Origin of the sequence: Bacteroides sp. B1-V-101, assembly GCF_023656585.1 — a bacterium.
Taxonomy (GTDB): domain Bacteria; phylum Bacteroidota; class Bacteroidia; order Bacteroidales; family Bacteroidaceae; genus Bacteroides; species Bacteroides thetaiotaomicron.
Window position 1 is genome coordinate 1 of record NZ_JAMOKH010000031.1, and the last position, 19,405, is coordinate 19,405.

Consider the following 19,405-nt stretch of genomic DNA (forward strand, 5'->3'; position numbering starts at 1 on the left):
TCGAACGATAGAAATCGCCAAGAAGTTCAAGCTGATAAGGACTAAAGGTCATGTCACTCTTTTTCATCTTTTATTCATTTTAGTTGATACTTATAGTAGTCAACCAAATCCAGGGTAAGACATTTCAAGGCTTTGGAACTATAGTTTCATCGCATGGAAACCAACTATACTAAGGCATTCCTGAAATCGCCTGTATATAGAATAAAAACAAGAGCCGCCATCCCTTGTTACTTTACCTGCTTTTTATCCGTTGTCCCTCCTATCACGTTGTGACGGCAACATCTTCTGTCACGCTGCTGTCACCACTTGCTGTCACCAGATGAATCATTTATACTCAGATAGTTATCCTTCGAACGGTGACGGTGACAGATGTTTTTATAAAAAACAATTCCTATGGTAGTGTCTCTTTTCCCCATTCCCATCCCCCTTCTCCCCCAAACCGCCATAGGACTATGGCTAACCTCATAAACTTGCCCTTATTTGCTCAAAAAACTTAATAATGTGCATTTTTTACTCGGTTTTCTTGTCAGAACCAAGTGTTTGAGTAAATTTGCACGCTGATAGTTAACCGGATAGTTTGGATAGCAAGATTATTACTACTTGACTACTGGCTGCTAATGTGTAGAAATACTAATACTAAAATTAATAGCATGAGTTTGAAAATTGTTGTATTGGCAAAACAAGTTCCCGACACACGTAACGTTGGGAAAGATGCCATGAAAGCCGACGGAACTATTAACCGTGCGGCACTCCCTGCCATCTTCAACCCCGAAGACCTGAATGCCCTTGAGCAAGCTCTTCGTCTGAAAGATGCTCACCCAGGCTCTACCGTAACCATTCTGACAATGGGACCGGGACGCGCTGCTGATATTATTCGTGAAGGACTTTTCCGTGGTGCCGATAATGGTTATTTGCTGACTGACCGCGCTTTTGCCGGTGCAGATACGCTGGCTACAAGCTACGCTCTGGCAACTGCTATCCGCAAAATCGGTGAGTGCGACATTATAATCGGCGGTCGTCAGGCTATCGACGGTGATACGGCACAGGTAGGTCCGCAGGTGGCAGAAAAACTTGGTTTGACGCAAATCACATACGCTGAAGAGATTCTGGAAGTAGGTGACGGCAAAATCAAAGTGAAACGTCACATCGACGGTGGCGTTGAAACGGTAGAAGGTCCGCTGCCCATCGTTATCACAGTCAACGGCTCGGCTGCTCCCTGCCGTCCGCGTAACGCCAAGCTGGTACAGAAGTACAAACACGCCAAAACCGTTACGGAAAAACAACAAGGTAACCTCGACTATACCGATCTGTATGACAAGCGCGATTACCTCAACCTGCCCGAATGGAGCGTAGCCGACGTTAACGGCGACCTCGCCCAATGCGGTCTGTCCGGTTCGCCTACGAAAGTAAAAGCCATCCAGAACATCGTGTTCCAGGCCAAAGAGAGCAAAACCATCAGCGGCAGCGACCGTGATGTGGAAGAACTGATTGTTGAACTGTTAGCTAACCATACCATCGGATAATCATGAATAACTTATTTGTATATTGCGAAATAGAAGAAGGCATCGTCGCAGACGTCAGCCTGGAACTTCTGACAAAAGGTCGTTCGTTGGCTAACGAACTCAACTGCCAACTCGAAGCAGTAGTTGCCGGCACCGGCCTCAAAGAAATTGAAAAGCAAATCCTTCCTTATGGAGTAGACAAACTCCACGTTTTCGACGCTGAAGGACTTTATCCTTATACTTCACTTCCTCACACTTCCATCCTCGTAAACCTCTTCAAAGAAGAACAGCCGCAAATCTGTCTGATGGGCGCTACCGTTATCGGCCGTGACCTCGGCCCGCGTGTTTCTTCGGCTTTGACCAGCGGTTTGACTGCCGACTGTACATCCCTTGAAATCGGTGACCACGAAGATAAGAAAGAAGGAAAAGTTTATAAGAACCTGTTGTACCAAATCCGTCCGGCATTCGGCGGTAACATCGTTGCAACCATCGTCAACCCCGAACACCGCCCACAGATGGCAACCGTTCGCGAAGGCGTGATGAAGAAAGAAATCGTTTCTCCGGCTTATCAGGGAGAAGTGATCCGCCACGACGTGAAGAAGTACGTAGCCGACACAGACTATGTGGTCAAAGTAATCGAACGCCACGTAGAAAAAGCGAAGAACAACCTGAAAGGCTCTCCGATCATCATCGCCGGTGGTTATGGAGTAGGCTCGAAAGAAAACTTCGACCTGCTGTTCAGCCTGGCAAAGGAACTTCACGCCGAAGTAGGTGCAAGCCGTGCCGCTGTTGACGCAGGTTTTGCTGAACACGACCGCCAGATTGGTCAGACAGGTGTAACGGTTCGTCCGAAACTCTACATTGCTTGTGGTATCTCAGGACAAATCCAGCATATCGCCGGTATGCAGGAAAGTGGTATTATCATCTCTATCAACAACGATCCGGATGCTCCGATCAACACGATTGCAGACTATGTAATCAACGGAACCATCGAAGAAGTTGTGCCGAAGATGATTAAGTATTATAAACAGAATAGCAAGTAAAGAAAGATGGCTAATTTTTACACAGAAATACCGGAACTCAAGTATCACTTGAACAATCCGATGATGAAACGTATTTGCGAACTCAAAGAACGCAACTACAGAGATAAAGATGAATTCGACTACGCTCCTCTGGATTTTGAGGACGCACTGGACTCTTACGATAAAGTATTGGAGATCACCGGAGAAATAACAGGCGAAATTATCAATGCAAACGCTGAAGGTGTTGACGAAGAAGGTCCACACTGCGCCAACGGACGGGTGGAATACGCTTCCGGCACTAAAGAAAATCTGGATGCGATGGTCAAAGCCGGTCTGAACGGAATGACAATGCCACGCCGTTTCGGCGGACTGAACTTCCCGATCACTCCGTACACCATGTGTGCCGAGATCGTTGCTGCCGCCGATGCAGGTTTCGGAAATATCTGGTCTTTGCAGGACTGTATCGAAACACTGTATGAATTCGGTAATGCCGACCAGCACAGCCGTTTTATCCCCCGCGTATGTCAGGGTGAAACCATGTCTATGGACCTGACCGAACCGGATGCAGGTTCCGACCTTCAGGCAGTGATGCTGAAAGCTACTTACAGCGAAAAAGACGGTTGTTGGCTGCTGAACGGTGTGAAACGTTTCATCACCAACGGCGATGCAGATATCCATCTGGTACTTGCCCGTTCGGAAGAAGGAACGAGAGACGGTCGCGGTCTGTCCATGTTCATCTATGACAAGCGTCAGGGTGGTGTGGATGTACGCCGTATCGAACACAAGCTGGGTATCCACGGTTCGCCTACTTGCGAATTGGTTTACAAGAATGCCAAAGCCGAACTTTGCGGTGACCGCAAACTCGGTCTGATCAAATATGTGATGGCATTGATGAACGGTGCCCGTCTGGGTATCGCCGCACAATCTGTAGGATTGAGCCAGGCTGCTTACAATGAAGGACTGGCTTATGCCAAAGACCGCAAGCAGTTTGGAAAAGCAATCATCGACTTCCCTGCCGTGTATGACATGCTCGCCATTATGAAAGGTAAGCTGGATGCCGGCCGTGCGCTGCTTTATCAGACAGCCCGCTACGTAGACATCTACAAAGCACTGGACGATATCTCACGCGAACGCAAGCTGACTCCGGAAGAACGTCTGGAACAGAAGAAATACGCAAAGTTAGCCGACAGTTTCACTCCGCTTGCCAAAGGTATGAACTCCGAATATGCGAATCAGAACGCTTACGACTGTATACAGATTCACGGAGGCTCGGGCTTCATGATGGAATATGCCTGCCAGCGCATCTACCGCGACGCACGTATCACCAGCATCTACGAAGGTACCACCCAGTTGCAGACTGTAGCCGCTATCCGCTATGTAACCAACGGTTCTTACCTTGCTACGATCCGCGAATTCGAAACAGTACCTTGTTCACCGGAAATGGAACCGCTGATGTCACGTCTGAAGAAGATGGCAGACCTGTTCGAAGCCAGCACCAACGCCGTTAAAGAAGCACAGGATCAGGAACTGCTCGACTTCACAGCCCGCAGACTGATGGAAATGGCTGCCGATATCATCATGTGCCACCTGCTGATTCAGGACGCAAGCAAGGCTGCCGACCTGTTCTCCAAATCTGCACATGTATATCTGAACTTTGCTGAAGCGGAAGTTACGAAGCATACCAACTTTATCAAAAATATGGATAAAGAAGACCTTGCTTTCTACAAAAAGTAACCCTAAAAGGGTGACTAACGATAAAAGCATCCCTTCCAACGAAGCGGATGCTTTTTTTGTCCTCTTCTTTCCAAAAGGAACTTACTAAATCTCAAAGTATTAGTATTCTCGTTGTCCGCATAAATATCCCCCTCCCATTTACCCTCTATTTCATTATTATTCTGTACTTTTGTACAAAAAGAGAGTAATATCAATCTACGACTTAATAAAAGAGAGAAATATGGCGTTTAGACTCAGACCTTTACACGAGGATAAGCTACATTTTGCAGATTTATCAAATACACAAATTCTGATACTGGCACTCGAAGCGTCTCAGAAACTTGAATGGAATATCGAAGGAATCGCTCTTCGTGAAGTCATATTTTATGTTCCAATGGGTATGCGTTCCCAAGGAGAAGAAGTGACTTTCACCATCGAAGAAGGAAACAGCGGTGAAATATCCGTCCGCAGTCAATGCGCCTCCGTACAACTGGTAGATTATGGCAAAAATCGCAAGAATATCCAAAAATTACAGGAAACGATGGAAGAGATCAAATCAACTCTGACACCGGAAGAACTGGCACAAAAAGCCAACGAACTGGAAGAAGAACTCACCCGCCCGCTGACGGAAGAAGAACGGAGGCTTCAGGCAGAAAGCGAAAAAGAGTCGTCTTTCATCCATTTCTTTATCCCCCGGAAGGGATTCATCGCGACACCGGTTCTGATAGACATCAATATCCTTGTCTTCATACTGATGGCAGCTACCGGAGCGGGAATTCTGGAACCTTCCACACTGGCCTTGCTGAACTGGGGCGCCGACTTCGGTCCGCTCACCCTGACCGGTGACTGGTGGCGTGCCGTGACCTGCAACTTTGTGCATATCGGCGCTTTCCATCTGCTGATGAATATGTACGCCTTTATATATATAGGTATCTGGCTGGAACATCTGATAGGTACGCGTCGTATGTTCGTCTCTTATCTGCTGACGGGACTCTGTTCGGCTGTCTTCAGCCTCTATATGCATGCGGAAACGATCAGTGCCGGAGCTTCCGGATCGATCTTCGGACTCTACGGTATCTTTCTGGCTTTCCTGCTGTTCCACCGCATCGAGAGGTCGCAGCGGAAGGCTTTGCTGACCAGCATTCTTATCTTCGTAGGCTACAATCTCATCTACGGCATACGGGCCGGAGTAGACAATGCCGCACACATCGGCGGTTTACTCAGCGGATTCCTTTTGGGATTCATCTATGTATTCGGCGAACGGATGAAGAAGCCCGAAGCCGGAAGAACGGTTTCCATCATCGGAGAACTGATCATCTTCAGTGTCTTCCTGTTCAGCTTCCTTTCACTCTGCCGCAATATCCCCTCGACGTATCAGGAAATACGTAACGAATGGAAAAGCGGACTTGTAGAAGCCTATTATAAGGAACAGGAAGAAGAACAGAAAAAAAGCGCCAGCCGCCCGGTGACCGGCAGTCCCCGGAAATCTTCCACTTCCGAACAGTTCCCGTATACTCCCATGTCGAATGAGGATACGTGGCTTTCATGCTATGACGCTGTATCAAAGTTCAGTTGCCAGTATCCTACCAACTGGTACAAGATAACCGGCACGAAAGCACCGACTCCCAATTCGGAGCCTCCCCTGCTGAAACTCGTCAATGGCGGCAGTCAGCTGACCGTGACCAGCAACAGCTATGATACGCAGGATGAGTTCGAGCGTATGAAGAAGCTGCTCCTCACCCTCCCCCGAAATGAGGAAGGAAAGCCCTCGGAGGATTACAAGCAGAGCAAAGTCAACATCAACGGCCTGCCTATGACGAAGACGACCAATCCTTTGCGGATCGGCCACCCCGACGAAGAAGGAGAAGAAATGCAACAAACCGTATTATTGTACTTTCAGGAGAATAAGAGAAGAGTCTTTGCCATCGTCATGCTGGTTGCGGACGAAAAGGCTCAGGCTGATCTGGACGCAATCACGTCCAGTATTCAAATCGAAAAATAAAAGTAAGTATGAAAGCATATATCCAAGTCAAGCAAGTAGGAAAAAGGAAATGCAGCATCGAAAAGATGCCGATCGATTTCCCCACTCCTCCTGCCAGTGTGCAGGAACTGATTGAAGCGGTCGTCTGCTGGCAAGTAAAGGAGTACAACGAACGGCTGCAACAAAGTGAAATGCTGAAATACCTCACCTGTGAAGAGATGGAGGACAAGGCCGCCGCCGGCAAAGTAGGCTTCGAAGCAAACTATAACGGCAGACCGGCTGTGGAAACCGAAGCCATCATCAATGCTTTGCAATCGTATGAAGACGGAATCTTCCGCATCTTTCTGGACGATGCGGAACTCGGAGAATTATCCTCCTCCGTCCAACTGAAAGAAGAATCTACACTTACCTTTATCCGGCTGGCAATGCTGTCAGGAAGACTTTGGTAACTGCAATATAAACTCTAAAAGCTTAAAGTCATGAGAATTACTTACAACGACAAATTGAACAAGCTGCTAAACCCCTATTTGGAGAGTTTACTAAAGGAAAAATCAAGCCTGGAGCCGGAAACGCTTACCCTGTTCGACCTGTTCATGGAGGATTTGGACATGGGAGGACGGTATGGTATATTCAGTGAGATACTGGAACCTCGTCTGGAGGAGATCATCCGGGAAGAAAACATCGAAAGCATTGCCAATCTGATGGATGGCAGACTTAACACGCTGTTCCGCTATATGTTGGGCGATGAATTCGCCGGACTGTTCCATACTTATCTGCAACTCGAAGCACGCTGTCCGCATACCATCGGATACGACCGGCGCGCCCAGCGTTCCGCCAATCCGTCCAATCATCTGGACCATGCCAGAGACGCATGGCTACAGTTTCTGAAGTTACGCGCTACCGGATTTTCAGTGGAAGCAATCTTAAGAGGAGGAAATACACCCGAAGATACAGAAGAATTCAGCGGCTATATGAACTCTTCCTACTGGCTGGCCGCACAAATAGCGCAAGGTAACGAAAAAGTAATCGAATACCTGAATCAGGTACTGACCAGCGAAAACAATGTCCACCGCCTGCAACGCTGGTATCTCCACGCCATCGCCATCAGCGGACACCGCCCGCTGTTGGAACTGGAAGGCAAACTGCTGCTGGCAGCCAAGCTACAAGAAGGACTGCGCCAAGCCATCGTGGAAACGATGGACGAAGGATGTCCCGAAAGTTACCTCTACCTGTTCTCCATCATCTACAACAACGGACTGCAACGTTTTGCCTCCGTCAAGCGAAGCATCGCCGTATGCACCGGAATCGGCGAACAGGACAGCAACGAACGGATTACCAACAAGTATGTCGAACTGATCTGGAATTTCCTGAATCATCCCGAAACAGCCCGCAATACCCTGCAAAGCAAGGATACAGTCGAACTTTATCTGGCTTTGTGGAGCATCGGATTCTATGATACGGACGAGATCAGAGCCATCGTACCGGACATCATCCGAAAGGGAGCCAAGCATCAGATACAGACGTTACTGTACTTCCTGCGCTGCACGCAATTCTCTCAGATGAATCATCTGATCAGCAAAGACGCATTCAAGGTATGGCACGACGACCCGAAAGTGGTGGCGGCTATCCTTCCTCTTTATATGGACGGGCTTTATCTGAGCCGATACAGCGATAACAAGGAAGCTCCCACACTCAGCGATTATTTTGAAACACCGGAAGAGGCGGTCCGTCACTACGGATATCTGAAACAAGTCTACCAGTCTATTTCCGCCAAGGAAGTCTATTCGCCTTATGTATTCCCGTGGGATTGTGTGGTGCTCACCCGTTCGGATGTAGTCCTCAAAATGGCGTACATCGCATGGATGACCAACGATATCCGGCTGAGAGAGGAACTTTGCACGTATCTTCCCGCGCTCGAATCTTACAACCGCGCCAGCTATATCGGAATCGTCCTGGCCCGTACCGAAAGCAAGGTGGAGCAGGAATATGTGCTGCAATCACTCGGAGACCGTTCGGCAGACATACGGGATGAAGCGTACAAAGTATTGTCCGAAATGTCCCTGTCCCCCGAACAGTATCAGCATATAGAAGAATTGCTCCGTTTCAAATATAGCGAGATGCGTATCAATGCCATCAATCTGCTGATGAAACAGCCGGAAGCACAGCTGGCAGCCAGTATCCGCCGATTGCTGAGCGACAAGAATGCCGAGCGCCGCCTTGCCGGACTGGATATGATGAAGAGCATCCGCAACGTCGATTTCCTGAAAGACAGTTATCAGAAACTCCTGTCCACCGTCAGAGAGATTCAGAAGCCGAACGCCAAAGAAAAGATTCTGATCGAATCGCTGATCGGAGACGGTACGGAACAAAGCCCGACAAGTAACTATACCCGAGAGAATGGCTTCGGGCTATACGATCCGGCGCTTGAAGTCAGCCTGCCTCCGATTACTCCCGATGCCGGATTCAATGTGAAGAAAGCATTTGAGTTTATTCGTTTAGGAAAAGCCAAAGCGATCTTCGACAAGCTGAACAAATACATCGAAAAGCATAAAGAAGACGAGTTCACGGATAAATACGGTGAAGTACGTCTGGTGGGCAACAGTGTCTTACTGAACTGGTACAAGCACTACGACGGACTGAGCGAACTCGGACTTCCGGAACTCTGGCTGAATTTCTATCAACAGGAAATCGGCAGTTACGACAAATTGCTGATGATGAAGTTCATGCTGGCCTCTACCGGAGCACCCAACGAAATAGAAGAGGACGAAGACGATGAATTTGACGAAGAAGAACAGGAAGACAAGGAAGCCGCCATCCAATCGCTCAACACGTTCGAACCGCTTATCAATAAGATGTATGCAGGCTTCACTTACCGCGGGCTGCAAAAGTCGCTCCGCAAGCTGACCTATTACCGGCAGATAGAAGATATCATCGACGGACTGGCACATGAATACAGAAACGAGGCAACTTATCAGCAGTTCTCCGTCAATATGCTTTTGCAGTTGCTTCCTCTGCTCAATACGAAGAATATCTTCCGTCAATACACCAATAAGCATACATGGCTCAGAGACAAGCAGGAATATGGAGCAAGGGAGATCGTTTACCCGATACACAACAACAAGTTTGTACGGTTCTGGCTCGATGCGCCTCAGCATCCCATCAATGACGCTCTCTTCACCCGTTATTTCACCGTACGGTACCAGCTCTACAAGCTCACCAACTATATGGAGCATACTCCCGAACTGGAAGAAACGGATGTCTACCTGCAAAGCATGGACTTTGCCCACGCATGGATGCTGGGACTGATTCCTACCGAAGAAATATACCGGGAACTGATGGGACGTGTCAACTCGCCCACACGCATCAAAGATATCACTTCGGTACTGGACGAGCGCAACCACTCCCTCTTCCATTCACTGACCCAGAAAGTAGTGAACCGAATTCTGGAAATAGAATTGCAGCGGGGAGATTCCGAGACTCAGGTCACCCGTCTGGCGGAAGAGCTTCACCGCGTCTACGGAGCGGAAACACTGATCCGTATCCTGCAAGCGTTCGGCAAAGACACCTTCATACGTGACAGTTACAACTGGCGCAATACCAAACGGGGAGTATTGAGCAGCCTGCTCCATGCCTGCTACCCGTCTCCGGACGACGACAGCGATACACTCAAAAGCCTCGCCAGTCAGGCCGACATCAGCCATATACGACTGGTGGAAGCTGCCATGTTCGCCCCGCAATGGCTGGAACTCACCGAAAAAGCGACCGGATGGAAAGGACTGGAAAGCGCCGCTTACTACTTCCACGCCCATACCAGCGAGTGTTTCGACGACAAGAAGAAAGCGATCATCGCCCGATATACCCCGATTGCCATAGAAGACCTTCAGGAAGGTGCTTTTGACATCGACTGGTTCAAGGAAGCCTACAAAGCCATCGGCAAGGAACGCTTTGAAGTAGTGTACAATGCAGCCAAATACATTTCATTAAGCAACACGCATACCCGCGCCCGTAAATTTGCCGATGCCGTCAACGGCAAGACCAAAGCGGCAGACGCGAAGAAAGAAATCATAGCGAAGCGAAATAAAGACTTACTGATGAGCTACGGCCTTATCCCGCTGGGCCGGAAGGCCGACAAGGAATTGCTCGAACGCTATCAGTTCCTGCAAAAGTTCCTGAAAGAGAGCAAGGAATTTGGTGCACAGAGACAGGAAAGTGAAAAGAAAGCCGTTGCCATCGCCCTGCAAAACCTGGCACGCAACTCCGGTTACGGAGACGTCACCCGTCTGACATGGAGCATGGAAACGGAACTGATCAAGGAGATCACTCCTTACCTGACCCCCAAAGAAATAGAAGGCGTGGAAGTCTATGTGCAAGTCAACAATGAGGGCAAACCGGAAATCAAACAAGTAAGAGCCGGAAAAGAGCTGAACAGCCTGCCTCCCAAACTGAAAAAGCATCCATACGTGGAAGAACTGAAAGCGGTACACAAAAAACTGAAGGAACAGCACGCCCGTTCCCGCATCATGCTCGAACAGGCAATGGAAGACTGTACCCGTTTTGAGGAAAACGAACTGCGCAAACTGATGAAGAATCCGGTTATCTGGCCGCTACTTAGAAATCTGGTCTTCACCAGCAACGGCAGAACAGGCTTCTACACCGACGGCCTATTGATAACGGCTGACGGCATCTGTCTTCCGCTCACTCCGAAAGAGGAACTGCGCATCGCCCATCCCACAGACCTGTATGCGAGTGGCAACTGGCATGCTTATCAGAAGTTCTTGTTTGACAAAGCTATCCGCCAGCCTTTCAAGCAGGTATTCCGCGAATTGTACATCCCGACAACGGAAGAGGAAAGCGCTACGCAATCCCGCCGTTATGCCGGAAATCAGATTCAACCGCAGAAAACGGTTGCCGTACTGAAAGGACGGCGCTGGGTAGCCGATTACGAGGACGGACTTCAGAAAATATACTATAAAGAGAATATTATTGCCACGATCTATGCGATGGCGGACTGGTTCTCTCCTGCCGACATCGAAGCTCCCACGCTGGAATTTGTCTGCTTCCATAACCGCAAGGATTATAAACCGATGAAGATTTCGGAGATTCCACCTGTTGTCTTCTCCGAAGTGATGAGGGATGTAGACCTCGCCGTCAGTGTGGCTCACGCCGGAAGTGTCGATCCGGAAACCAGCCATTCCACCATCGAGATGCGCCGTGCATTGGTAGAACTTACCCTACCCCTGTTTCACTTCAGCAACGTCAGGGTGAAAGGGAACTTTGCATACATCGAAGGCAAGCTGGGCAAATACAACATTCATTTGGGCAGTGGTGTTATCCATAAAGCAGGCGGTGCACAAATAGCCGTTCTTCCGGTACACTCGCAAAGTCGCGGACGACTGTTCCTGCCTTTTGTGGATGAAGACCCGAAAACAGCGGAGATACTGACGAAAATCATTTTCTTCGCAGAGGATGATAAAATAAAAGACCCGAGTATTCTAAACCAAATCAAATAGAAAAGAGATGGCAGAAAATTTACTGATTCACACAGGTAATAAAGAAGAGAAATATCGTGAACTGCTTCCACAGCTACAAGCATTGGTAAGCTCGGAAACGAATCGTATCGCCAATCTGGCAAATATTGCCGCCGCACTGAAGCAGACTTTCCACTTTTTCTGGGTCGGCTTTTATATGGTGGAAGGCAACGAACTCGTATTAGCACCGTTTCAAGGTCCCATCGCCTGTACACGCATTCGTTTCGGCAGAGGAGTTTGCGGCACGGCATGGAAGGAAGCGCAGACGCTGATTGTTCCTGATGTAGAGCTGTTTCCCGGTCACATAGCCTGCAGTTCCGATTCCAGGTCAGAGATAGTAGTACCTATTATAAAAGAAGGAAACGTCATCGGAGTGCTGGATATAGACAGTGATACAACGGACAGCTTTGATGAAACGGATGCACGCTATCTGGAAGAAATCTGCACGTACATCAGATAGTTTTCTTTGTACTGTAACGGTCCGAATAAAACAGAGGCTCTGATCTACGTGAACAGAGCCTCTGTTTGCTATAAATAGAGCCTTCGTTTGCATCAAACAGAGGCTTCGTTTTTTTACCAGTCCGCTTCCTCTATTTCCCTTTCCCGAAACAACAGAAGTTGCTTGCGGAGGGAAGTAATTTCACGCCTCATATCGTCCATTCTTTCCAGCATATGATGAATGGCGTCAATGCCTTCCATATTGATGGATAAGTCATAGTACATCCGACTATAACGTTCCACGTTCGGAAGTTCAGAAACAAGCAGATAATGCTTGCCGGCTTCGGTACGTACATTAATCAAACCACCTTCTTCCAACATCTCAATGAATGAAGGTTCAATATGACACTTTTGACAGTATTCACTGACAATAATTAATTCGGTCTGCATAGTGCTCATTCATTTTAGTTCATACTCTGTAATTGACGGAACAACTCCTTCTGCGCTTCTGTCAGATTCGTCGGAATCTTGACGGAATAGGTAACAATCAAGTCACCGAATTGTCCTTCTTTCTTATAGACCGGGAATCCCTTGCCTTTCAGACGCACTTTCGTTCCATTCTGAGTCTCCGGTTTGATCTTCAGTTTCACTTTACCGTCCAGCGTATCAACGACTTTATCACCACCCAATACAGCAGTATAAAGGTCTACTTCCACGTCTACGTACAAGTCATCGCCCAAACGCTTGAATACAGGGTCTTCGGCAATGACGAAAGTGATATACAAGTCCCCGGCCGGACCTCCGTTCACACCTTCAGCTCCGTAACCTTTCAGTTTAATCACCTGCCCGTCGGCCACACCTGCGGGAATGGTAATACGTACTTGTTTACCATTGACAGTCAATATCTGTTTATGCGTCTGAGCAGCATCACGAAGTGAAAGATGAAGCTCCGCATTAAAGTCCTGTCCACGGAATCCGGCAGAACTTTGTCCCCTGCCCTGATGTCCGAACATCGATTCGAAGAAATCGGAGAAACCACCGGCATTACCTCCGGAGAATCCACCGCCACCGTCGGACGAATACCAATACGTTCCGTCACCATCAGAGAATCCCTGACCGCCACCACCGAATCCGCCAAAACCTCCGGCACCTCCAAAGCCACCGGCTTGCTGCCGCGCTTTTTTCTGAGCTTCAAACTCATCGGCATGCTTCCAATGCTCCCCATACTCGTCATACTTCTTACGCTTCTCAGGGTCACTCAGTACTTCATTGGCTTCATTGATTTCCTGAAACTTGTCCTTCGCACTTGGGTCATTAGGGTTCAGGTCAGGATGATACTTCCGGGCCAACTTACGAAAAGCCTTCTTTATATCATCCTGAGAAGCACTTTTGTCAACTCCAAGAATCTTATAATAATCTATATAAGCCATGTTTTATGAATTTAATCGTTCATACTTTTATATCGCAAATAACACGCCAATCATGCTTTTGGATATAAGAATTAACAAGGATTAATGAATAAGTAATAGGTAATAAGTAATAGGTAATAATCGTAGCTTCGTATAGCCTTGCCTGTACGGCTACGGTGTATTACTTATTACCTATTACTTATTACCTATTACCTAATACTTAATACCTAATACTTGACATTTCTGGAAGTCAGGCTGTTTCATTCCCAGATCATCCAAGGGGCGTGGTTCGTTATGGTCATTCAGATATACTCTCGGCTTCATGGTGTAAAGAGGGCTGACTACAGATGAGGAATCGTTGCGGTAAGAAGTTTGCACTCCGCCCAGTTCCAGCATGGTAGGAAAGAATGAACAGCTGGAAGATACGTCTTTATCCTTATTCCCGGTCACGGTTTGCCAATGTTCGGGATAAGCTTCCCGATAGGTGTCGGACATCCATATCAGAAACGGAACATGAAGCTGATAGTAAGAAGGAACCGGAGAAGCATGAAGGAACAGATGACGGGAATCGTCAAAAATATCCTCTCCATGATCGGAAGTGTAGAGCATTGCAGCATCCACGTGCTGTTCTTCGAGCATATGAATCAGACGTGACAGAAAGCTATCTGTATAGCGGATGGTGTTATCGTAGGCATTCACCAGGTTATCACGGTACTTCACTTCCGCTTCTACCGGATAATCGGGCAGAAAGAAAGCGTCTTCTGACGGATAACGTTCACGATAATTGAAATGTGAACCGTATGTATGAAGTACGATAAACTGTTTCTGATTTCCCTTGGATAATTCTTTCGCTACTAATGCCAGCAGTTCATCATCAGAAGGATTGTAGGCGGAATCCAGCGAATCTTCTTTTATAAAATCGAATGTATCGGCTTCCTTTCCGAAGAAATCGATAAAGGAATGATTATAGCGCTGGTTGGAGAAAAAGGCTGTCTGATAACCTGCCTCCTTAAAGGCCGTGATGATTCCTTTTTGATGGTAAATGGAGTCGAAGTTACAGGCTGTAATATCCGACATCAGCATGGGTACGCTTTTATGGGTGGTATTCGACTCCGTCAGGACTTTGGAGAACGCAACAATCCCCGGTTGACGGGACAGAAGCGGATTCGTCTCCCGCTCATATCCGTAGAGTTGCCAGTTCAATGCGCGGGAAGTCTCTCCCACTACCATTACATACACTTCACGCTTGTCTGCCGGATGAGTGGCATAGGCATGGAAAGTAAAATCTTTTGAGGTGTGATGATAATTTTGCGTCAATGCCGTGCGTTGAAAAGCGAGTCCCACATTATAGCATACATTGAGGGGGTAAAGATCGGATTTCAGTTCATAGCGGGAGTCTTCCCAGTAAGCTCCGCCCAGAGTGAGAAGAGAGATTCCAAGCAGGATGAAGGCTCTCTTCCGTTCTCTGCGAATAAATGCCACAGAAAGCCGGCGCTTGCGGATAATCGAAATCATGCCCAATATCAGGGCAGGAATGTAAAGTATGACCACGGTGGCTATGGCCGGCAATAAGTTGTCCAGCAACTCCATCGCTTCACTCGAATTGGTGGTTACCAGATTCAGAAACATATCTACAGCGATGATGGACTGTCCGAACAGATAAAGCAGCACAATCTGAAAGGCGCCGAAAAACAGGAACACGAACAAAATCCAGAGCATCTTGCCGCAGTTGCGGGACAAAGTCATCAGCAGATAGTAACAGGATAAAGGCAACAAGACATTGCTTACCTTCGCCATCAACGGTAAGGGTTCTGTGAAACACAGAACGATGTTGGGCATTATCAGGATGATCAGGAACAGGTAAAATAAGTGTTCCTGATTATCAAACCATTTCTTTATGTTCTTAAAAAGCTTCATTGATATTAAATATAAATCCGGTCTGGTGCTTGCCAAACCCTAAATCCAAACGTACATTTACTCTCTTCTTAAATTCCCAGCGATAGCCGAAACCGTAATTGGGAAGGATATGCTTGGGTGTAAAATCGGATAAACGCGGAAATACGGTTCCCGCTCCTGCCCATACTGCCACTCCGTTTCGTTTCCATATATGCTGACGGAGTTCTATCTGTGCATCCATCGCACACTTATCACGATAACGTCCTTCATAATAGCCACGCATCGAGTAAGAACTTCCAAGTGTTGCCACCAATCCCCACGGAGGATTGCCATAGTTCAGTAAAGTGTGAAACTGTCCTGCAAGGATTCCGCCTTTCCATACCGGATGGTAATAGCTGGTTGTCAGTTCCGTACTGCTAAACGCATATTTATTACCGAGAAAAGCCGGACTAAACCGTTGGTCTATCCGCAAATAATATCCCTGATAGGCATTGGTCAGAAAATCACGGGAGTCATAAAGAAGGGAAAGGCCGAGACTCGTATTAGTGGTCCGTGCCGACATTCCTTCCCAAAGTTCCGGTTTCTCAAAGTCACGCCCGTCTATATAATCGAATACAGCCATCGGTCCGATATAGAAACTTTTCGCTACACGGAACATGAAGTCGACTTTCACTTGTGCCTGAAAGCGTTTGTAGTCGCTTTCATTATCAGAGTTCGCCCCATTATCATATCCCCTTCCCCAATAAAGACTGGGGAAAGAATAAAAATAAAGATTATAATTCAACCGGTATTTCTCTTGCGGGAACAGATGATTGCCTCTTACTCCCAACAGATAAAAACCAACAGTAGAGACATCTCCATAAAGAGAAACATTCGAAGGGGGAAGGATCGAATCATTGCGGTCTGTACGATACAGCCCCGCCGCCACCAATCCAAGACCGAATTTGGTATCACTGGAATAATGAGGACCGCCAATCACACTGAAATCAAACTTTTTATTTTTCTTCTCCTTATTGGCGTCATTAAAATAATCAAGAAACTTCTTGAAGAAACCGCGCTTTGCCTGAAGTGAGTCCGGGGTTGCCACAGAGACAGAATCTACCGGCACATCTTTGCCCATAGAATCAGTCTGCGCACTTATAGTGGTTTGTGTCAACAACAATAGCGCCAATAATACAAGTCCGTTTCGTCTAGCATCCATCATAACAAGAAGCAATATTACGGGGACAAAGTTAGCCCCAAACTTCCTATTACAACAGTATTATAGACGCTTTTGTTGTTCCATTCTTCTCTTTTAACGTCTCAAAAGTCGAATAAATTGATTTACATCCTCTTCCGTTGTGTCAAAAGAAGTCACCAGGCGGATTTCGTGATTCGCCTCATTCCAGAAATAAAAGAAATAAGATTCCAGCATCCGGTCGATAGTCGGACGGGGCATGGTCAGAAATAACTGGTTGCTCTCCGGCTTTTGGGTAAAGGTGACTTCGGGCAGTTCCTTAAGTGCCCGATAGAGCTTGCCTGCCATCGCATTGGCATGAGCGGCATTCTTCAGCCACAGGTCATCCGTCAAGTAGGTAGTAAACTGACAGGAAAGGTAACGCATCTTGGAAGCCAGTTGGGCAGATTGTTTCCGGACAAAACGGGCTTCCCGTTGCAGGTCCTTATTAAATATAATCACACATTCCCCCATCATCAGTCCGTTTTTTGTTCCGCCGAAACTAAGGATGTCAATTCCACAGTCTACAGTCAGTTCTTTGAGCGAAAGATGAAGAGCGGCACAGGCATTGGCAATCCTTGCTCCGTCCATGTGGACATACATACCGTTCAGATGGGCAAAGTCAGTCAGACGTTTCAGTTCTTCGGGTGTATAAATCGTTCCGAGTTCGGTGCATTGAGAGATGTAAAGCGCACGGGGTTGCGAATGATGCTGGTCGCCGAAACCGTGCAGATAAGGCTGCATCAGTTCGGGAGTCAACTTACCATCGGTTGTGGTAATCGGCCGAATCTGACAACCTGTCATTTTCACGGGAGAGCCGCACTCGTCTACATAAATATGGGCAGTTTCTGCACAGAAGATTGAATGATACGGACGCGTCATTACTTGCAAAGCCACCACATTGCTGCCCGTGCCATTGAATACAAACAAAGGGACACAGTCCTGTGTAAAGGTTTCTTTTATCTTGGCTACGGCTTCTTCCGTCCATCGATCATCACCATAACCCAACGCATGATCTGCGTTTGCCCGGCTCAATGCTTCCATCACCAACGGATGCACACCGGAATTATTATCAGAGGCAAAACTTCTCATTGTTTCTTCTTGTTTCTTCGCATTGTTTTAATTGTCATGCAAAGTAACAGAATTATTTCCAGATATACTTCTTGCGCAGCCAATAATCTAATCCGAGCAAGACCAATGCAAGAAGTGCGATATAGACATAAAATGCAAACAAAGAAGAATCCTGCCGGACATTCATTTGCGGCATCACATCGGCAAAGTTAAATTCCAGATAGAAAGTCAGCACATAGACACCCAGCCCTACCAACGCCAAAGCCGATATCAGCAAAGCTGCCCAACCGATTCTCGTTTTCCGCTTCGTCTGCTTCTCAGCCTCCTGATGAACACGCTCCATCATCCGATACGAAAAATTGGAAGACAGTCGTTCCGTTTGCCTCCGTTCCAATGCTTGTTTCAGCATATTGCCCGTATTCTCGTTTATCTTTCTTTCCTCTTCCATATCCTCTCTTCTATTTATTATTCATCAATACACAAATCTTTTTCCGGGTACGATGAAGCCGTACTTTCACATTACTGATCGAAAGTTTCAGCACCTCACCGATCTCTTCCATTGACTTTTCTTCATAATAAAACAAAGTAATCAATGCTTTCTCTTCTCCGCTCAACTGATCTATCGCCTGACTCAAACGATCCAGCTGTTCTTCGGTTTCTGCCGGAGCAAGCACATTGTCCGCCATCTCATCGGGTACATTATTAATCGTATTCTCTTCTATATAAAGAAACTCCTGTTTCTTTTTCCGGGTAGCCGAGATAGCGGCATTGTAAGCGATGCGATAAATCCATGTAGAAAACCGGCACTCGCCTTTATAACGATTCAAGTTGCGGAAAGCTTTCAGAAAAATATCCTGAAGCAACTCCTCCGCATCTTCGGGACAACCGACGATCTGCACCACCAACGTATACAACGGACGACTGTAGCGGTCAAGAAATACGGAAAAGTATTCCGTCTCTCCATCCAGTATGCGTTCGATATAGTATGATTCGTCTTTCTGTTCCATCTTGACTCTTTAGACGCTGCCCGATACAAAAGGTTACAATCCGGAAAAGAAAAAATACAGGATTATAAATTATCTGCTTTTCAGTGTAACCTTTTTCCGTCCACTGCGTCAAACGATACAAAGAACGAAAATATTCACTTAAAAACAGTATAATTATGATGGATTTTATCACCATTCCCTTGGTAGTAGGTACTATTACATTAGGAATCTACAAATTATTTGAACTTTTTGTATGCAGGAAAGAGCGGATAGCCATGATTGAAAAGCTGGCTGACAGAGTCAACACGGGAGAAATCAACAGTAACTTATCCCTCAACCTTAATTACTCCCGCTCCCGGTTTACCTTCGGTTCTTTAAAAAGCGGTCTGCTGATGCTTGGAATAGGATTAGGTCTACTGGTCGCCTTCTTTATCTGCATCAACTCATTTCCGGGATACACCGCTTCCAGAAACTGGGACGTGGAACGTCAGGCAAGTGTCGTGTATGGCGCATGTGTACTTCTTTTCGGTGGCGCAGGGCTGCTGGCAGCTTTCCTCATCGAGATGAAAATACAGAAGAAAGAGAAGGAATAAAAAACCAAAATCCCCGAAGCCTCATCTACAAAGATGTAACTTCGGGGATT

Annotated in this window: 15 protein-coding genes; 8 read left to right on the forward strand and 7 right to left on the reverse strand. The window is 47.1% G+C overall.

Annotation, left to right across the window (positions count from 1 at the left end; all coding sequences use genetic code 11):
• Positions 1-650: 650 nt before the first annotated feature.
• From NBH01_RS19235 to msrC, 7 genes are all read left to right on the forward strand, one after another.
• Complete coding sequence (locus tag NBH01_RS19235; RefSeq protein ID WP_008763252.1) at positions 651-1,523, forward strand: electron transfer flavoprotein subunit beta/FixA family protein; 873 nt, start codon at positions 651-653, stop codon at positions 1,521-1,523.
• A gap of 2 nt (positions 1,524-1,525) precedes the next feature.
• Positions 1,526-2,545 (forward strand): electron transfer flavoprotein subunit alpha/FixB family protein, encoded by a 1,020-nt coding sequence (locus tag NBH01_RS19240; protein ID WP_008763251.1) that lies wholly within the window; start codon positions 1,526-1,528, stop codon positions 2,543-2,545.
• 6 nt (positions 2,546-2,551) lie between these two features.
• Entirely contained in the window at positions 2,552-4,258 is a 1,707-nt protein-coding gene (locus tag NBH01_RS19245) for an acyl-CoA dehydrogenase family protein (RefSeq protein WP_008763249.1), read from the forward strand.
• A gap of 220 nt (positions 4,259-4,478) precedes the next feature.
• Positions 4,479-6,239: a rhomboid family intramembrane serine protease gene (locus NBH01_RS19250; RefSeq protein WP_250700227.1), complete on the forward strand. Its 1,761-nt coding sequence runs from the start codon at positions 4,479-4,481 to the stop codon at positions 6,237-6,239.
• A gap of 8 nt (positions 6,240-6,247) precedes the next feature.
• Positions 6,248-6,667: a hypothetical protein gene (locus NBH01_RS19255; RefSeq protein WP_011107995.1), complete on the forward strand. Its 420-nt coding sequence runs from the start codon at positions 6,248-6,250 to the stop codon at positions 6,665-6,667.
• A gap of 30 nt (positions 6,668-6,697) precedes the next feature.
• Positions 6,698-11,728, forward strand: coding sequence for a DUF4132 domain-containing protein (locus NBH01_RS19260; RefSeq protein ID WP_234141189.1), 5,031 nt, complete (start codon positions 6,698-6,700; stop codon positions 11,726-11,728).
• A 7-nt stretch (positions 11,729-11,735) separates the two neighbouring features.
• Positions 11,736-12,206 carry a free L-methionine (R)-S-oxide reductase MsrC gene (gene msrC / locus NBH01_RS19265; protein WP_008767739.1) on the forward strand — a complete coding sequence of 157 codons (471 nt, stop codon included), beginning with the start codon at positions 11,736-11,738 and terminating at the stop codon, positions 12,204-12,206.
• A 113-nt stretch (positions 12,207-12,319) separates the two neighbouring features.
• Here the strand turns inward: msrC and NBH01_RS19270 are convergent, their stop codons facing one another.
• From NBH01_RS19270 to NBH01_RS19300, 7 genes are all read right to left on the reverse strand, one after another.
• Positions 12,320-12,634, reverse strand: a complete 315-nt coding sequence (locus NBH01_RS19270; RefSeq protein ID WP_008767738.1) for a chaperone modulator CbpM — start codon at positions 12,632-12,634, stop codon at positions 12,320-12,322.
• Between the two features lie 14 nt (positions 12,635-12,648).
• Entirely contained in the window at positions 12,649-13,614 is a 966-nt protein-coding gene (locus NBH01_RS19275; protein WP_055300324.1) for a DnaJ C-terminal domain-containing protein, read from the reverse strand.
• A 192-nt stretch (positions 13,615-13,806) separates the two neighbouring features.
• Positions 13,807-15,510 carry a phosphoethanolamine transferase family protein gene (locus NBH01_RS19280; protein WP_151209127.1) on the reverse strand — a complete coding sequence of 568 codons (1,704 nt, stop codon included), beginning with the start codon at positions 15,508-15,510 and terminating at the stop codon, positions 13,807-13,809.
• Positions 15,497-16,693, reverse strand: coding sequence for a BamA/TamA family outer membrane protein (locus NBH01_RS19285; protein ID WP_151209126.1), 1,197 nt, complete (start codon positions 16,691-16,693; stop codon positions 15,497-15,499). The genes NBH01_RS19280 and NBH01_RS19285 overlap by 14 nt, the downstream gene beginning before the upstream one ends.
• Before the next feature lie 90 nt (positions 16,694-16,783).
• Positions 16,784-17,797, reverse strand: a complete 1,014-nt coding sequence (locus tag NBH01_RS19290; protein ID WP_234141190.1) for a threonine aldolase family protein — start codon at positions 17,795-17,797, stop codon at positions 16,784-16,786.
• Between the two features lie 52 nt (positions 17,798-17,849).
• On the reverse strand, positions 17,850-18,224 hold the full coding sequence (locus tag NBH01_RS19295) for a hypothetical protein (protein WP_008767734.1): 375 nt from the start codon (positions 18,222-18,224) through the stop codon (positions 17,850-17,852).
• 10 nt (positions 18,225-18,234) lie between these two features.
• Positions 18,235-18,783, reverse strand: a complete 549-nt coding sequence (locus NBH01_RS19300; protein ID WP_048693042.1) for an RNA polymerase sigma factor — start codon at positions 18,781-18,783, stop codon at positions 18,235-18,237.
• A gap of 155 nt (positions 18,784-18,938) precedes the next feature.
• Here NBH01_RS19300 and NBH01_RS19305 point away from each other — a divergent pair, with 155 nt between their 5' ends.
• Positions 18,939-19,355, forward strand: a complete 417-nt coding sequence (locus tag NBH01_RS19305) for a DUF6249 domain-containing protein (RefSeq protein ID WP_074858966.1) — start codon at positions 18,939-18,941, stop codon at positions 19,353-19,355.
• Positions 19,356-19,405: the final 50 nt, after the last annotated feature.

Excerpts from the sequence above, each read along its gene's own strand:
- NBH01_RS19300 (WP_048693042.1), bottom strand. The coding sequence starts at position 18,783 with ATGGAACAGAAAGACGAATCATACTATATCGAACGCATACTGGATGGA.
- NBH01_RS19270 (WP_008767738.1), bottom strand. The coding sequence starts at position 12,634 with ATGCAGACCGAATTAATTATTGTCAGTGAATACTGTCAAAAGTGTCAT.
- NBH01_RS19240 (WP_008763251.1), top strand. The coding sequence starts at position 1,526 with ATGAATAACTTATTTGTATATTGCGAAATAGAAGAAGGCATCGTCGCA.
- NBH01_RS19280 (WP_151209127.1), bottom strand. The coding sequence starts at position 15,510 with ATGAAGCTTTTTAAGAACATAAAGAAATGGTTTGATAATCAGGAACAC.
- NBH01_RS19305 (WP_074858966.1), top strand. The coding sequence starts at position 18,939 with ATGATGGATTTTATCACCATTCCCTTGGTAGTAGGTACTATTACATTA.
- NBH01_RS19250 (WP_250700227.1), top strand. The coding sequence starts at position 4,479 with ATGGCGTTTAGACTCAGACCTTTACACGAGGATAAGCTACATTTTGCA.
- NBH01_RS19275 (WP_055300324.1), bottom strand. The coding sequence starts at position 13,614 with ATGGCTTATATAGATTATTATAAGATTCTTGGAGTTGACAAAAGTGCT.
- NBH01_RS19245 (WP_008763249.1), top strand. The coding sequence starts at position 2,552 with ATGGCTAATTTTTACACAGAAATACCGGAACTCAAGTATCACTTGAAC.
- NBH01_RS19255 (WP_011107995.1), top strand. The coding sequence starts at position 6,248 with ATGAAAGCATATATCCAAGTCAAGCAAGTAGGAAAAAGGAAATGCAGC.
- NBH01_RS19285 (WP_151209126.1), bottom strand. The coding sequence starts at position 16,693 with ATGATGGATGCTAGACGAAACGGACTTGTATTATTGGCGCTATTGTTG.
- NBH01_RS19295 (WP_008767734.1), bottom strand. The coding sequence starts at position 18,224 with ATGGAAGAGGAAAGAAAGATAAACGAGAATACGGGCAATATGCTGAAA.
- NBH01_RS19260 (WP_234141189.1), top strand. The coding sequence starts at position 6,698 with ATGAGAATTACTTACAACGACAAATTGAACAAGCTGCTAAACCCCTAT.
- NBH01_RS19235 (WP_008763252.1), top strand. The coding sequence starts at position 651 with ATGAGTTTGAAAATTGTTGTATTGGCAAAACAAGTTCCCGACACACGT.
- msrC (WP_008767739.1), top strand. The coding sequence starts at position 11,736 with ATGGCAGAAAATTTACTGATTCACACAGGTAATAAAGAAGAGAAATAT.
- NBH01_RS19290 (WP_234141190.1), bottom strand. The coding sequence starts at position 17,797 with ATGAGAAGTTTTGCCTCTGATAATAATTCCGGTGTGCATCCGTTGGTG.